Source organism: Streptomyces nigrescens, from assembly GCF_027626975.1.
Classification (GTDB): domain Bacteria; phylum Actinomycetota; class Actinomycetes; order Streptomycetales; family Streptomycetaceae; genus Streptomyces; species Streptomyces nigrescens.
This window is the reverse complement of record NZ_CP114203.1, coordinates 2610628-2624886: the sequence shown is the minus strand read 5'-3', so window position 1 is coordinate 2624886 and position 14259 is coordinate 2610628. Positions and strand designations below refer to the sequence as shown.

10 protein-coding genes and 1 pseudogene are annotated in these 14259 nt (G+C 70.3%); 8 read left to right on the top strand and 3 right to left on the bottom strand.

The features are described from left to right. Positions 1–79: 79 nt before the first annotated feature. The 3 genes from STRNI_RS11910 (at position 80) to STRNI_RS11900 (ending at position 2141) form a co-directional block, all read left to right on the top strand. A complete protein-coding gene (locus tag STRNI_RS11910) occupies positions 80–763 on the top strand; it encodes a response regulator (protein ID WP_018093578.1) in 684 nt (227 codons plus the stop codon). Between the two features lie 91 nt (positions 764–854). Beyond that, the gene (locus STRNI_RS11905; RefSeq protein ID WP_018093579.1) at positions 855–1253 is read left to right on the top strand and encodes an OB-fold nucleic acid binding domain-containing protein; all 399 of its coding nucleotides are present in this window, start codon (positions 855–857) and stop codon (positions 1251–1253) included. Positions 1254–1256: 3 nt separating this feature from the next. Further along, a complete protein-coding gene (locus STRNI_RS11900; protein WP_018093580.1) occupies positions 1257–2141 on the top strand; it encodes a DUF3159 domain-containing protein in 885 nt (294 codons plus the stop codon). Between the two features lie 126 nt (positions 2142–2267). Here STRNI_RS11900 and STRNI_RS11895 read toward each other — a convergent pair whose 3' ends face one another. Together STRNI_RS11895 and STRNI_RS11890 are read right to left on the bottom strand one after the other, a co-directional pair. Beyond that, the gene (locus STRNI_RS11895) at positions 2268–2939 is read right to left on the bottom strand and encodes a potassium channel family protein (protein WP_026170356.1); all 672 of its coding nucleotides are present in this window, start codon (positions 2937–2939) and stop codon (positions 2268–2270) included. Next, positions 2936–3604, bottom strand: coding sequence for a potassium channel family protein (locus STRNI_RS11890; protein ID WP_018093582.1), 669 nt, complete (start codon positions 3602–3604; stop codon positions 2936–2938). Before STRNI_RS11890 ends, STRNI_RS11895 begins: the two co-directional genes overlap by 4 nt. A 329-nt stretch (positions 3605–3933) precedes the next feature. On the opposite strand from STRNI_RS11890, the gene STRNI_RS11885 reads away from it, so the two are divergent. From STRNI_RS11885 to STRNI_RS11875, 3 genes are all read left to right on the top strand, one after another. Further along, positions 3934–5907, top strand: coding sequence for a potassium channel protein (locus STRNI_RS11885; RefSeq protein ID WP_277413242.1), 1974 nt, complete (start codon positions 3934–3936; stop codon positions 5905–5907). A gap of 408 nt (positions 5908–6315) precedes the next feature. Continuing rightward, positions 6316–8367, top strand: a complete 2052-nt coding sequence (locus tag STRNI_RS11880; RefSeq protein ID WP_127153391.1) for an APC family permease — start codon at positions 6316–6318, stop codon at positions 8365–8367. A 384-nt stretch (positions 8368–8751) separates the two neighbouring features. Beyond that, complete coding sequence (locus STRNI_RS11875; RefSeq protein WP_277411251.1) at positions 8752–10080, top strand: class I SAM-dependent RNA methyltransferase; 1329 nt, start codon at positions 8752–8754, stop codon at positions 10078–10080. 243 nt (positions 10081–10323) lie between these two features. Here the strand turns inward: STRNI_RS11875 and STRNI_RS11870 are convergent, their stop codons facing one another. After that, positions 10324–11412, bottom strand: a complete 1089-nt coding sequence (locus tag STRNI_RS11870; protein WP_277411250.1) for a hypothetical protein — start codon at positions 11410–11412, stop codon at positions 10324–10326. Positions 11413–12153: 741 nt separating this feature from the next. On the opposite strand from STRNI_RS11870, the pseudogene STRNI_RS11865 reads away from it, so the two are divergent. Both STRNI_RS11865 and STRNI_RS11860 read left to right on the top strand, forming a co-directional pair. Next, positions 12154–12303: pseudogene (locus tag STRNI_RS11865) on the top strand (DUF5655 domain-containing protein); the annotation flags it as partial. 460 nt (positions 12304–12763) lie between these two features. Continuing rightward, positions 12764–14206 carry a DNA phosphorothioation-associated putative methyltransferase gene (locus STRNI_RS11860; protein ID WP_277411249.1) on the top strand — a complete coding sequence of 481 codons (1443 nt, stop codon included), beginning with the start codon at positions 12764–12766 and terminating at the stop codon, positions 14204–14206. Positions 14207–14259: the final 53 nt, after the last annotated feature.

The following is a 14259-nucleotide window of genomic DNA, read 5'->3' as shown; positions in this document are numbered from 1 at the left end:
GCCGGGCCGCACGGATCCCCCTCATCCCACGCCCGGCGGGCCCGGCCCGCCGGGAGACGACACCACGAGGAGAACGCCAGTGAACCGGGTGCTTGTGGTCGATGACGAGCCGCAGATCGTGCGCGCCCTCGTGATCAACCTGAAGGCGCGCAAGTACGAGGTCGACGCCGCCCCCGACGGGGCCACCGCCCTCAAACTCGCCGCCGCCCGCCACCCCGATGTCATCGTCCTTGACCTCGGTCTGCCCGATATGGACGGGGTCGAGGTGATCAAGGGGCTGCGAGGCTGGACGAGGGTGCCGATCCTGGTGCTCTCCGCCCGGCAGACCTCCGACGAGAAGGTGGAGGCGCTGGACGCCGGCGCGGACGACTACGTCACCAAGCCGTTCGGCATGGACGAGCTGCTGGCCCGGCTGCGGGCGGCGGTGCGCCGCGCCGAGCCGACCGGGCCGGCCGAGGACGAGGTGATCGTGGAGACGGAAGGTTTCTCCGTCGATCTCGCCGCGAAGAAGGTCAACCGCGGCGGCCGGGACATCCGGCTGACCCCCACCGAGTGGCATCTGCTGGAGGTCCTGGTCCGCAACGCGGGCCGGCTGGTCAGCCAGAAGCAGCTGCTCCAGGAGGTCTGGGGGCCCTCGTACGGCACCGAGACCAACTATCTGCGGGTGTACATGGCCCAGCTCCGCCGCAAGCTGGAGAGCGATCCCTCGCATCCGAAGCACTTCATCACGGAGCCGGGGATGGGCTACCGGTTCGAGCAGTAGCGCCCGGCGGCCGGCCGCGGCTTTGTGCGGTGGGGACGAACTCCGTGTGCGGGCCGTGATCCCGGGACCCGGCCACCGGTACGCTGGGGCCATGAGTGCTGGGACCCGATCCGAGAAGCCGGCCGGACGCTTCCGCCGGCTGCTCGACAGGCTGTCCTCCTCCGAGGAGGAGTTGCAGTCCGCCGAGCTGCAACAGGATGCGCAAGACGCGGGATGCACCCGTATCTGCGACTGTGACGACCGGCAGATAGTGAAGGTCACCGGCACTCTGCGGCATGTCACGCTGCGGCCACGCGCCGGTGTGCCCGCGCTCGAGGCGGAGCTGTTCGACGGCACCGCCGCGCTCGACGTGGTGTGGCTCGGACGCCGCTCCATCGTCGGGATAGAGCCGGGCCGCAAGCTCATCGCCTCGGGCCGGGTCTCGTTGAGCCACGGACGCCGGGTGCTCTTCAATCCGAAGTACGAACTCCGACCGCTCGGACAGGAGTAGCCGGTGACGTCTTACGACCGACCGACGACTGACGCGCAGGCCGATCACGACGCCTCCGCAGGCCCCCCACCCGCCTCGCCCGACCAGGGCGCCGACGGAGCCGCCGACGGCAGGCAGGTGACCGAGGCGGCGCTGTTCGAGGCGTTCGGCGGGGTACGGGGCATGGTGGAGACCGTCGTCCCCGGCCTGCTGTTCGTCACGATCTTCACGATCAACAAGGACCTGCACCTCTCGGCGATCGCCGCGCTGGCCGTCTCGCTGGTGCTGGCAGCCGCCCGCCTGATCCGCAAGGACACCGTCAAGCACGCCTTCAGCGGTGTCTTCGGGGTGGCCTTCGGTGTGGTCTTCGCGATGATGACCGGCAACGCCAAGGACTTCTACCTGCCGGGCATGCTCTACACCCTCGGGCTGGCCTTCGCCTACATCCTCACCACGCTCGCCGGCGTCCCGCTGATCGGGCTGATCCTGGGACCGGTCTTCAAAGAGAACCTCTCCTGGCGCACCCGTAACCCGGGCCGGAAGAAGGCCTACGCGAAGGCCAGCTGGGCCTGGGGGCTGATCCTGCTCGCCAAGTGCGCGATCCTCTTCCCGCTGTACTGGTGGGCGGACACCACCCAGCTCGGCTGGGTGCTGATCGCGCTGAAGATCCCGCCGTTCCTGCTGGCGGTCTATCTCACCTGGGTCTTCCTGGCGAAGGCGCCGGCGCCGATCGATGTCTTCGCGGAGATGGAGGCGAAGGAGAAGGCCGAGCAGGAGGCCGAGGAGCGGCGCCGTGGCGAGCGCGAGACGCTCGACCGGGCCGCCGTCGACCTGCCTCCGGATCTGACGGCCGGGAGCGCCGCGGAGGCCGCCACGGAGCGTCCGCGCGGACCGCGCCACCGCCGCTGACGGCAGGCACCCACACGAACGCCGGGGCCCGGGAACCGCTTGGTTCCCGGGCCCCGGCGTCGTTGCCACCGGTGGGTGCGCCCCCGCGCCGGCCGTCCGCCGCGCGCCGGGGCGCCGCCGCCGTCGCTACGCGTCCTCGCGCCGCATCGACAGCAGATCCTCCAGCTGCTCCTCGCGCGACTGCGCCGCCACGAACAGCAGCTCGTCGCCGGCCTCCAGCGCGTCCTCCTTGTTGGGCGTGAGCACCCGCGTACCGCGGATGATCGTGACCAGGGAGGTGTCCTCGGGCCACTCGACATCGCCGACCCGGGTACCGGCCAGCGCGGCCTCCGGGGGCAGCGTCAGCTCGACGAGGTTGGCGTCACCGTGGCTGAAGCGCAGCAGCCGTACGAGATCGCCGACGCTCACCGCCTCCTCGACCAGGGCCGACATCAGACGCGGTGTGGAGACCGCGACATCGACGCCCCAGGACTCGTTGAACAGCCACTCGTTCTTGGGGTTGTTGACCCGAGCGACCACCCGCGGCACGCCGTACTCGGTCTTGGCGAGCAGCGAGACGACGAGGTTGACCTTGTCGTCGCCGGTCGCCGCGATGACGACGTTGCAGCGCTGCAGCGCCGCCTCGTCGAGCGAGGTGATCTCACAGGCGTCGGCCAGCAGCCACTCCGCCAGTGGCACCCGCTCGACCGAGATGGCGGTCGGCGCCTTGTCGATGAGCAGGATCTCGTGCCCGTTTTCCAGGAGCTCCCCGGCGATGGAACGGCCCACCGCGCCGGCGCCCGCGATTGCGACCCTCATGCGTGCGCCCCCTCAGGACCCGTGGCGAATGCCGCTTCGACCTTCTCGACCTCGTCGGTGCGCATCATCACGTGCACCAGGTCGCCTTCCTGCAGCACCGTCTGTGAGGTCGGCAGCATCGCCTCGCCCAGTCGGGTGAGGAAGGCGACGCGGACGCCGGTCTCCTCCTGCAGGGTGCTGATCTTGTGCCCCACCCAGGAGGCGGCGGTGTGCACCTCGGCGAGCTGGACGCCGCCGCTCGGGTCGCGCCACAGCGGCTCGGCGCCCGACGGCAGCAGCCGGCGCAGCATCTGGTCGGCCGTCCAGCGGACGGTGGCGACGGTGGGGATGCCCAGGCGCTGGTAGACCTCGGCGCGGCGAGGGTCGTAAATACGGGCCGCGACATTCTCGACACCGAACATCTCGCGGGCCACCCGGGCGGCGATGATGTTCGAGTTGTCACCACTGGAGACGGCCGCGAAGGCACCCGCCTCCTCGATACCGGCCTCGCGCAGGGTGTCCTGGTCGAAGCCGACGCCGGTCACCCGGCGGCCGCCGAAGGACGAGCCCAGGCGGCGGAACGCGGTCGGGTCCTGGTCGACCACCGCGATGGTGTGACCCTGGCTCTCCAGGGTCTGCGCGAGCGCGGATCCCACCCGCCCGCACCCCATGATGACGATGTGCATGCTGATTACCCCGTGCCCTGTACTAGCGCGCTGACCTGCACAAACACCCTGCTCACTACCTTCTTCTCCCAGTACCGGCGACACGAAGCCACGGCTCGTGACAGGACCGGGTGCGTCAGCGGGAGCGCCGGGCGCACCGTGGTCCGGTACAACCGTAGCCGTAATGGCGGTTCCGGTAAGGGGCGCGGTGGGCAGCGGTCCACAGCGGATCCGCACCGCCGGTGCGACGGCATCCCGCGCCGGGCTGCGCCGCGCCGGGCCCGTAAGGCACGCTACGAGGTGTGCCCAACCTGCCTCTCCAGCCCCAACAGGGCTCCTACACCTCGCACATGGTGGTCTGCGGCGACGATGCGCTGGCCCATCGTCTGGCCGCCGAACTCCGGGACGTCTACGGCGAACGGGTGACGCTCGTCGTCCCCTCCGCCCGGGAGCCGCACCGCCCCCGCATTCCGCCCCCGGCCCGCGCGCTCGGCCGGGCCGGCGCGCTGCTGGGCCGGATGTCGGCGGCGATGGTGCGTCCGTCGTCACCGGGGTCCGAGGCGCCCGGGGACGGTGGGGAGCCACCGGAGGAGACCGTACGGATCCTGGAGGCGGCGCAGCCGGACGACGCGGCGCTGAGCGAGGCCGGTATCGCCGGGGCGGGCGCGCTGGCACTGGTCTACGACGACGATGAGCTCAACATCCATGCCGCGCTGCGCGCCCGCCGTCTCAACCCCCGGCTGCGGCTGGTCATCCGGCTCTACAACCGCAAACTCGGCCAGCATCTGGAGGAGTTGCTCGACCAGGCGGCGGCGGTCGCCGCGCTGGACTTAGAAGAGGGCGGGGACGCGGAGGGCGTCGACGCCTCCACGACCGTGCTGTCCGACGCCGACACCGTGGCCCCCGCGCTGGCGGGCGCCGCGGTCGCCGGTACCAGCAAGGTCATCGAGGCGGACGGGCTGTTGCTGCGGGCCGCGGAGCGTACGCCGGTGCCGCCCGGCCGGCCCGGCGCCCCCGGGTTGTGCACCCTGGCGCTGCTCTCCGCGTCCGCCAACGACCCGGCGGACGCGCCCGGTTCGGCGGCCGGTGACGAGGGGCCCGTCCTCCTGCCGGACGATGCGGCGGCCGCGGCCGCCGTCGGCTGCGGCACCGTCGTCCTGGAGACCGTCTCCTATACGGGCCGCCCGGTACGCCGCCGATGGCTCCGGGGCCGGGGCGCCCCGCTCGCGTCCCTCTTCTCCCGGCGGCTGCGCTGGTCCCTGGGCGGGGTCGTCGGTGCGGTGCTGGCGCTGGCCGTCGCGTCCTCCCTGACCCTGGGCGAGGACCCGGTGCACGCCGTCTACCTCTCGCTGCTGGACCTCTTCGCGATCAACGAGCCGGCGATCAACGATCCGGCGCCCCGCAAGGTGCTGCAGCTGCTGTCCGGGCTGACCGGGCTGTTGCTGCTGCCGGTGCTGGTCGCGGCGGCGTTCGAGGGGCTCGGCACCTTCCGCAGCGCCTCGGCGCTGCGCCGTCCGCCGCGCGGGCTGTCGGGCCATGTGGTGCTGCTGGGCCTCGGCAAGGTCGGCACCCGGGTACTGGCGCGGCTGCACGAGATGGGCATCCCCGTGGTGTGCATCGAGGGGGACCCGGAGGCACGGGGCGTTGCCCTGGCCCGCCGGCTGCGGGTGCCGACCGTCCTGGGGGACGTCACACAGGAAGGCGTCCTGGAAGCCGCGATGATCGACCGGGCGGCCACTCTGCTCGCCCTGACCAGCGAGGACACCACGAATCTGGAGGCCGCCCTCTACGCCCGCTCGGTCAGTCCCCGCCTACGGGTGACACTGCGGCTGTTCGACGACCGGTTCGCCACCGCCGTCTACCGCACCCTGCGCGCCGCGCACCCAGGGGCGCTGACCCGCAGCCGGAGCGTCACCTACCTGGCCGCACCCGCCTTCGCCGGCGCGATGATGGGGCGCCAGATCCTCGGGGCCATTCCGGTCGAGCGCCGGGTCCTGCTGATCGCCCGGGTGGAGGCACGGGGCCATGCCGCGCTGGAGGGCCGTACGGTCGCCGAGGTGCTGCGGCCGGGCCGGCTACGGGTGCTGGCGGTCGACACCTCCGCACCCGACGACCCGGAGCCGGACGTCGCGGGCGCCGCCGCCACGCCCTCGCCGGCCGAGGAGCGCACCCCGGCGCGGCTGGTGCACGAGCTCGGCGACGACTATGTCCTGCGGCCGCAGGACCGGGTGCTGCTGGTCGCCACCCGGCAGGGACTGGGCGATCTGCACGTCCGTAACCCGCCGGCGGCCGCGGCCCGGCCGAGCGGCGTCCGGCAGGGGTGACCCGCCCGGCAGGAGCGGCCGGGGCGGGGGTGACGCGCTTACCGCCGGTCGACGCCGCGGCGCCCACCGCACGCCCGGGCACGAGGGCCCCTGCTCACCCGCCCCGACCGCCCGCCCCGCCACCTCGCTGTCACCCCGCTGTCACCCCGGAGTCGCGCCCTGTGAAGGCACCGACGCCCCCGTGACGAATGCCACGAAGGCGCCCTGACGGCGTCCGCACGGCTTCCTCACGGCGCCCTGACGGGGTCGTGGCGTGCGTGTGACGTGCGGATCCTGTGGAGGCGTGGCCTGGCGCGCGCCCCTCAGCAGGCCGTACGCGCCCCGGCCGCCCCGCTCTGCTCCTCCTCGCCACAGACCGTGCGGGGAGCGGGTGGGCGCAGACCTTGACGAAGGCTTAGCATCCTCTGCGTGTCCAAACTGACCGACGTGCCCAAACGGATCTTGATCGGGCGCGCACTGCGCAGCGACAAGCTCGGGGAAACCCTGCTTCCCAAGCGCATCGCACTCCCCGTCTTCGCCTCCGACCCGCTGTCCTCCGTGGCCTATGCGCCGGGCGAGGTGCTGCTCGTCCTGTCCGTCGCGGGTGTGTCTGCGTACAGCTTCAGCCCCTGGATCGCGGTCGCGGTCGTGGTGCTGATGTTCACCGTCGTCGCGTCGTACCGGCAGAACGTGCACGCCTACCCGAGCGGCGGCGGCGACTACGAGGTGGCCAACACCAACCTCGGTCCCAAGGCCGGTCTCACCGTCGCCAGCGCCCTGCTCGTCGACTATGTGCTGACCGTCGCGGTCTCCATCTCCTCCGGAGTGGAGAACCTGGGCTCCGCGATCCCGTTCGTCGTCGAGCACAAGACCCTGTGCGCGATCGGCATCATCGTGCTGCTGACGCTGATGAACCTGCGTGGCGTCAAGGAATCGGGCAAGCTCTTCGCGATCCCGACCTATGTCTTCGTGGCCGGCGTCTTCATCATGATCATCTGGGGTGTGATCCGCGGCGCCGTCATGGGCGACACCATGAAGGCCCCCACCGCCGACTACACCATCCACGCCGAACAGGGCGGCCTGGCCGGCTTCGCGCTGATCTTCCTGATGCTGCGCGCCTTCTCCTCCGGCTGTGCCGCGCTCACCGGCGTCGAGGCGATCTCCAACGGTGTGCCGGCCTTCCGCAAGCCGAAGTCCAAGAACGCCGCGACCACCCTGGCCCTCATGGGCGGGCTGGCCGTCACCATGTTCTGCGGCATCATCGGCCTGGCGATGGCCACCAACGTCAGGATGGCCGAGACCCCCGCCAAGGACCTGCTCGACCACGGCAAGCCGGTCGGCGCCGATTACACCCAGAACCCGGTCATCTCGCAGGTGGCCGAGGCGGTCTTCGGCAAGGGCAGCCTGCTGTTCGTCGTGCTCGCCGCCGCCACCGCGCTGGTGCTGTTCCTGGCCGCCAACACCGCCTACAACGGCTTCCCGCTGCTCGGCTCGATCCTCGCCCAGGACCGCTATCTGCCGCGCCAGCTGCACACCCGCGGTGACCGCCTGGCGTTCTCCAACGGCATCGTCCTGCTGGCCGGCGCCGCCGCGATCCTGGTCTACCTCTACGGCGCGGACTCCACCCGCCTCATCCAGCTCTACATCGTCGGCGTCTTCGTCTCCTTCACACTCAGCCAGATCGGCATGGTCCGTCACTGGAACCGCCATCTGATCACCGAGAAGGACCCCGCCAAGCGCCGCCGTATGCACCGCTCGCGCGCCATCAACGCCTTCGGCGCCTTCTTCACCGGCCTGGTCCTCGTGGTCGTCCTCCTGACGAAGTTCACCCACGGTGCCTGGGTGGCCCTGCTCGGCATGGTCATCTTCTTCGTGACGATGTCAGCGATCCGCCGCCACTACGACCGGGTCGCCGACGAGATCGCCGCCGAGGACACCCCCGACGACGATGTGGTCCGCCCCTCCCGGGTGCACTCCCTCGTCCTGGTCTCCAAGGTGCACAAGCCCACCCTGCGCGCCCTGAACTACGCCAAGCTGATGCGCTCCGACACCCTCGAAGCGGTCAGCGTGGACGTCGACCAGGCCGACACCAAGGCCCTGCGGGAGGAGTGGGAGCGCCGCGGCATCGAGGTGCCGCTGAAGGTCCTGGCCTCCCCGTACCGCGAGATCACCCGGCCGATCATCGACTATGTGAAGTCGCTGCGCCGGCAGAGCCCGCGCGCCGCCGTCTCCGTCTACATCCCGGAGTACGTCGTCGGCCACTGGTACGAACACCTCCTCCACAACCAGTCCGCACTCCGCCTCAAGGGACGCCTCCTCTTCACCCCCGGCGTCATGGTCACCTCCGTGCCCTGGCAGCTGGACTCCTCCGAGGCCGCCAAGAAGCGCGCCCGCAAGCGCGCCGAGTGGAACGCTCCGGGCGCGGTCCGCCGCGGCCCGGTCGCCCAGCCGAAGAAGGAGAAGGCAGCCACCATGAAGTAGGGGCTGCTACGGGGCGAGAGGCTGGGGCTACGGCACCGCCCTGGCCGGAGGGAGCGGGCGTGCCGGCCGGGCGGGCGACGGCGTCCGTGCCGACCAGGCGGGGCCTCGGCGCCCCCGACGGCGCACGGGCCGGGGAACCGCCTGGTCGGCACGCACCGCACGGGCCGGGGTGCCGCACGGAACTGCACGCACGCACGGACCGGGGCACCGTGCCGCCCAGGGCACCGTGCCGACCGGGCACCCACGGACCGGGAACCACACGGCAGGTCCTGTGCCGACCGGGGCACCGCACCGACCGAGGCACCGCACGCCGGGCCGTAGACTTGACGGTCGGCGTCCCGCCGTACCGCCCCGGCACCACCCCACCCCAGGAGCCCTCCCGCCATGCAGGCAGAACCCAAGAAGTCGCTGGTCGGCGAGGAGTACGAGGTCGAGGTCGGCCCGGTCGCCCACGGTGGCCACTGCGTCGCCCGCACCGACGAGGGCCAGGTCCTCTTCGTACGGCATGCGCTGCCCGGCGAACGCGTCATCGCCCGCGTCACCGACGGCGAGGAGGGCGCCCGCTTCCTGCGCACCGACGCCGTCTCGATCCTGGAGGCCTCCAAGGACAGGGTCGAGGCCCCCTGCCCCTTCTCCGGCCCCGGCCGCTGCGGCGGCTGCGACTGGCAGCACGCCGCGCCCGGCGCCCAGCGCCGCCTGAAGTCCTCGGTCATCGCCGAACAGCTGGAGCGGCTGGCCGGCCTCTCGCCCGAGGAAGCGGGCTGGGACGGCACCGTCGAGCCCGCCCCAGGCGACAAGGTCGCCAAGGGCGAGGTACCCGCCTGGCGCACCCGCGTCCAGTACGCGGTGGACGCCGACGGCCACGCGGGCCTGCGCAAGCACCGCTCCCACGACATCGAGCCGGTCACCCACTGCATGATCGCCGCCCCCGGTGTCTCCGAACTCGGCATCGAGCAGCGCGAATGGCCGCAGATCGCCACCGTCGAGGCGATCGCCGCCACCGGCTCCCACGACCGCCAGGTCATCCTCACCCCCCGCCCCGGCGGCCGCCTCCCCATCGTCGAACTCGACAAGCCGGTCTCGGTCATGAGGGTCGGGGAGAAGGACGGCGGCGTGCACCGCGTCCACGGCCGCCCCTTCGTCCGCGAACGTGCCGCCGGCCGCACCTGGCGGGTCGGCAACGGCGGCTTCTGGCAGGTCCACCCGAAGGCCGCCGACCTCCTGGTCGAGGCCGTCATGCAGGGCCTGATGCCCAAGAAGGGCGACATGGCCCTCGACCTCTACTGCGGCGTCGGCCTCTTCGCCGGCGCCCTCGCCGAACGCGTCGGAGACAAGGGCGCGGTCCTCGGCATCGAATCCGGCAAGCGCGCCGTCGAGGACGCCCGCCACAACCTCGAGGACCTCGACCGCGTCCGCATCGAACACGGCAAGGTCGACCAGATCCTGCCCCGCACCGGCATCACCGACGTCGACCTCGTCGTCCTCGACCCACCCCGCGCCGGCGCCGGCAAGAAAACCGTCACCCACCTCGCCTCCCTCACCCCCCGCCGCATCGCCTACGTAGCCTGCGACCCGGCCGCCCTCGCCCGCGACCTCAAGTACTTCGCCGAGGCGGGGTATGCACCGCGCCGGATGCGGGCGTTTGATTTGTTTCCTATGACCCATCATGTGGAGTGCGTTGTGGTGCTGGAGAAGGCGGCCAAGGGCGCCTGACCTGCGGTTTCGTGCGTGCGCATTATGTGCGTTGTGGGCGTTACGGGCGATATCTTGACGCTGAATTGACGCTCGTGACGCTCAAATGACGCTCGTTCTGACGGGACGTCACCTGGCGATCGTGCAGGTCGTGCCAGGTGGAGGGCGTGTTCCTGCGGGCTGTCTTTGCAGGAACTTGAAGGAAACTCGGCCGAGTTCCTGCATGCCGTAGTTCGGCGGGCCGGACGTTGGCGGAGCGGGCGCTCAATAGGTCGGTCCGTAAGGGCTCCAGTGGCCGAGGAAGGGCCTTAGGTCGTCGGCTTGCGGTTCGGGGACGTCGGGCAACCGGGGTGGTGAGCTCAGCGGGTCGAGGCGCTCGACGGTGGTCGTTGCCCAGCTGATCCATGCTTCGGCGTCGGTTCTGGCCTGCCCCGGCGGCATGGCCTCGACTCGCGTGCGCACAGCGCTCACGTACTCGGTCAATCGGGTGGCGTGGCGCCAAGCCTCTTCCTGCGCTTCGAAGTGCCTGATGCGGTACGCCTCCGCGTACCGGATGCGGGCTTCTTCCATGGCAGCTTCCCAGCGAATGCGCTTCTGGCGTGCCGCTTCGATCTCGTCCTGGCGTCTGCGTTCAGCGGCCTCGCCGCGGAGAGTGACCTCTTGGGCGATCTCGGCGAGCTGCTCTTCCAGGGAGCGGCCGGGGGTGTCGGCCCATTCGCTCGCCCGGTGCGGCTGGCCGCCGCTGAGGACGAAACGGAGCCGTTCGGACGGGGTGTAGTCGAAGCGGGGGATCCTGACCCAAGAGTCCTTCTTGGCCGCGGCGAGTTCCTTCTCGGTGGCGACATGCTCGGTCCGGTCTTGCTCCTGGAGGACAAGGAACCCCACGGCCTGGCCCCGTGCGGTGATGGTGAAGTGGGGAGATGCTCTGCGGCGGCGATGAGACGGGGGAGCGAAGCCGGTCCGTCCAGCAGAAGTGGAATGTCCTACGGCCTCAGCAGCGGTGATGAGCGCCTGGATGAGCCGGAGGGCACGTCCTTGGACGGGCTTCGTGAGGCCCAGCGGTTGGGTTTCGCTCTGCATGACCCGTACCACGGTGTGCGGACGCGCGAGCCGCGACGGCACGGAGATGGGTTTGAGGACGGTAAGGCGCCAGGCGGGGATGTCGACGAGCTTGATCTCGTACCCACCACGGCACCAACCCCCGTATAGCTCCTTCGTCTCCGGGACCCTTCCGGACCTACGTGCCGCGGCGACGCGGGACGGCCACTTCTCCAAGTCCGGACCGCTGCCGCTCTTGACGATCCGGCCGCCGGCGTCCGCGAGCTCCTGCAGCAGCTGTTCCGTGAACGTCACACGAGGCTGTGACGGAGGGCTTGGCGACCGCCCGGCGGCCGGGGTTTCGTGCGCTCGGGGGGACCGGGGTCGTGGAGCGGTGGCTTGGGACTTGCGCGGGTGTGACCCGCGGGGAGGGTAGGTGCCGTGCGCCAGGTAGTGCTGGCCTGCACCCGTCAGGGCGACGCTCCACTGCCCGCCCTTCCGGGAGACAGTGACCAGGCCCCGGTTCTGCAGTGCCTGACACGTGGTCTTGTAGGAGCTGGTCGCCCAAACGCCAGCGGGACACCCGGCTCCCACCCACTGCAGCACTGACAGTTGCCGCTCATTGACCTGTCGCTCCAATGGTCCGCCTTCGACTTGAGGTTGACATACGACGGCGGCATGTTGTCAGTTCCGTTTGTAAGCGACGGGCGGTTCGAAACAATTCGCTCGAACGAACTGGGGCTGACGCGGGCCGTGTGTACGCGGCGATGGCGGCGTAACGCCGACCGGTGCGTGGCCGGCTCTTCGCCGAAGGGAGCGATGAGCTGCCATTGAGCGGGCGAACTGGATGTCCGTGCGGGCGGCGAATTCAGCCGTTGCCGTCTGTTCGGCCTCCGTGAGCTGCTGGCGAGTCACCTCGGGGGCTTCGGTCAGAGCCTTCAGCTACTGAGCTTCGCGCGCAAGCGTCGGCTCATGGTGCCCAGGACGGGGTTGATGGCGTGCTCCAGACCGGGAACGGGCGGGAATGAGCCACCCGAGCAGACTCCCCGCTGCCACCCGGAGGACGTCGACCTCGTTCCGGGCTTCGCCCGAGACGTATCCGGTCTCGGTCACCATGGGACGGGTGATCTGGAGGTGCAGCTCCGTACCCCGCGGGACGTGGAGCGGGCTCAGCATCTGTTCCGGGCAAGCTATGCGGCGGCGTGATCAGCTGCCGCTGCCTGCTTCGTAGCGGGCTGCGCTTCGTGTCGTGTGCGGTCGTGGGTGGAGCCTGCGACGTGGGGGCAGGGTACGGCGGTGGACTATCTATGGTGCGCGGGATCGCCGGTTCGGCCAACCGGTCATCCCGCGCTGTTTGTTGCCCCACATCTTGCCCGCCAGTGATCAGCTCGAACAGCTGGCGGCTACCCCGGATGCCGTGACCGCCGGAACCATCACTCCAAGGGCGACAACAGGGCCGCCTGGCGCTCGGTTTCCCAGAAACTTCGAACTGTGCCAGAGGTACAGATCTCATGCACGATGGCGATGGGGCTACCCGACCCACCCGCCTTGGAGCACACCCCCTCAAGATCCGAAAGGTAGTGGCTTCTACCGGTCATCGGCTCGGGTGTCCCGTATGGTTCGGTGCTGTCGCATGCTGGCCTGTTCGTGGATTCAGGGGACGCCGATGACACAGCAGCTTTGGAGCAGCCGGAGGCATCAGACCGCGATCGGCCGAGTCGGCCTCTCGATGCCGGCCCGTCGCGCCCTCGGCGACCTACAGCTGGAACCCGCCATGCGAGTACTGGACTACGGGTGCGGGCGTGGCGGCGATGTACGGGCACTGCAGTACCTCGGCCTCGATGCCGCGGGGTGGGACCCGGTGCACTTTCCGGATGGGCGGCGCGAGCTGGCCGAGGTAGTCCTTCTCACCTATGTCCTGAACGTCATTGAGAATCCCGCCGAACGACGAGAGACACTTCTACGGGCTTGGGACCTCGCCAAATCGGCGCTCGTGGTGTCCGCGCGGTTGAGGTGGGAGCGCAACCAGATCAAAGGCACGGAGTACGGCGACGGCATCCTCACGCAGCGCCGCACCTTCCAGCACCTTTACGCCGCCGGCGAGCTTCGCGACTACGTCGAGGAAGCCACCGGTGTGCGCTGCGTGTCGGCGGCGCCCGGCATCGTTTACGCGTTCAAGGACGATGCGGCCCGCCTGAGTTACCTGGCCCGCCAGGTCGCCCCCGAGGGGGGATGGCTGGCGTCCGAGGATACAGCCTCGGCGATCACCTCGGTCGTCGATCATCTCGAACAGCGCGGCAGGATGCCTCAGCTGGAGGAAATGCCGCAACCCATCATCAGCCTCCTCGGCCACCTGCGTCCCGCTGAGCTCAAGCGCCTTGCCGAGCAGGAAGCCGACCCCGTGAAGGTCGAGCGGAGCGCCGAGCGTGGAGCCCTCGACACTCTGCTGTTCCTCGCGCTGGAGCTGTTTCACGGCCGAGGCCCGGTCAGCAGTCTGCCTTTGCCAGTTCAACTGGACATCCGTGCCTTCTTCCCTTCGTACACCGAGGCGTGCCAGCGAGCGGATCGGCTGCTGTTCAAGCTGCGTGACGACGCATACGTCCGTCGGGCGATGAACGGATCGATCGCCGGCAAGTTCACCGCAACCGCCCTGTACGTGCACCGCCGCGCTCTCCACCGGATCCCGGCCGTGCTGCGCCTGTACGAGCAGTGCGCGAGTATCGCTGCCGGCCGCCCTGGCGAGTGGTCCGTCGTCAAGCTCCGCCATCAGGGCCGCGGCGTCAGCTGGCTCGACTACCCCGAGTTCGACACGGATCCCCACCCGCGGATCGCGGCCTCGTACGCCGTCGACCTGAAGACCCTCAAGTCCTCCTTCACCTCGTACGCGGAATCCACCAATCGTCCCCTGCTGCACCGTAAGCACGAGTTCCTTGCTGAGGACGATCCCGACGCACCCAAGTACCGGAGGCTCACGGAGGCCGAGGTGCGCGCCGGCCTCTATGAGAGTCCGCACCTGATCGGAACGGAAGAGGGATGGGAGCGCGAACTCGTACGCTGCGAGCGGGAGTTGCGGGGTCACCGGCTCGTACGCCGCACCACCAGCACCTGAGCGTCGCACCGGCTCTCGGCACCGGAGCGATTGTCAGTGTCGTGTGCCACGCT

What these genes read in the sequence shown, in the direction of transcription:
- STRNI_RS11905 (WP_018093579.1), top strand. Translation starts at nt 855, where the DNA reads ATGAGTGCTGGGACCCGATCCGAGAAGCCGGCCGGACGCTTCCGCCGG.
- STRNI_RS11895 (WP_026170356.1), bottom strand. Translation starts at nt 2,939, where the DNA reads ATGAGGGTCGCAATCGCGGGCGCCGGCGCGGTGGGCCGTTCCATCGCC.
- STRNI_RS11890 (WP_018093582.1), bottom strand. Translation starts at nt 3,604, where the DNA reads ATGCACATCGTCATCATGGGGTGCGGGCGGGTGGGATCCGCGCTCGCG.
- STRNI_RS11885 (WP_277413242.1), top strand. Translation starts at nt 3,934, where the DNA reads ATGGTGGTCTGCGGCGACGATGCGCTGGCCCATCGTCTGGCCGCCGAA.
- STRNI_RS11875 (WP_277411251.1), top strand. Translation starts at nt 8,752, where the DNA reads ATGCAGGCAGAACCCAAGAAGTCGCTGGTCGGCGAGGAGTACGAGGTC.
- STRNI_RS11860 (WP_277411249.1), top strand. Translation starts at nt 12,764, where the DNA reads ATGACACAGCAGCTTTGGAGCAGCCGGAGGCATCAGACCGCGATCGGC.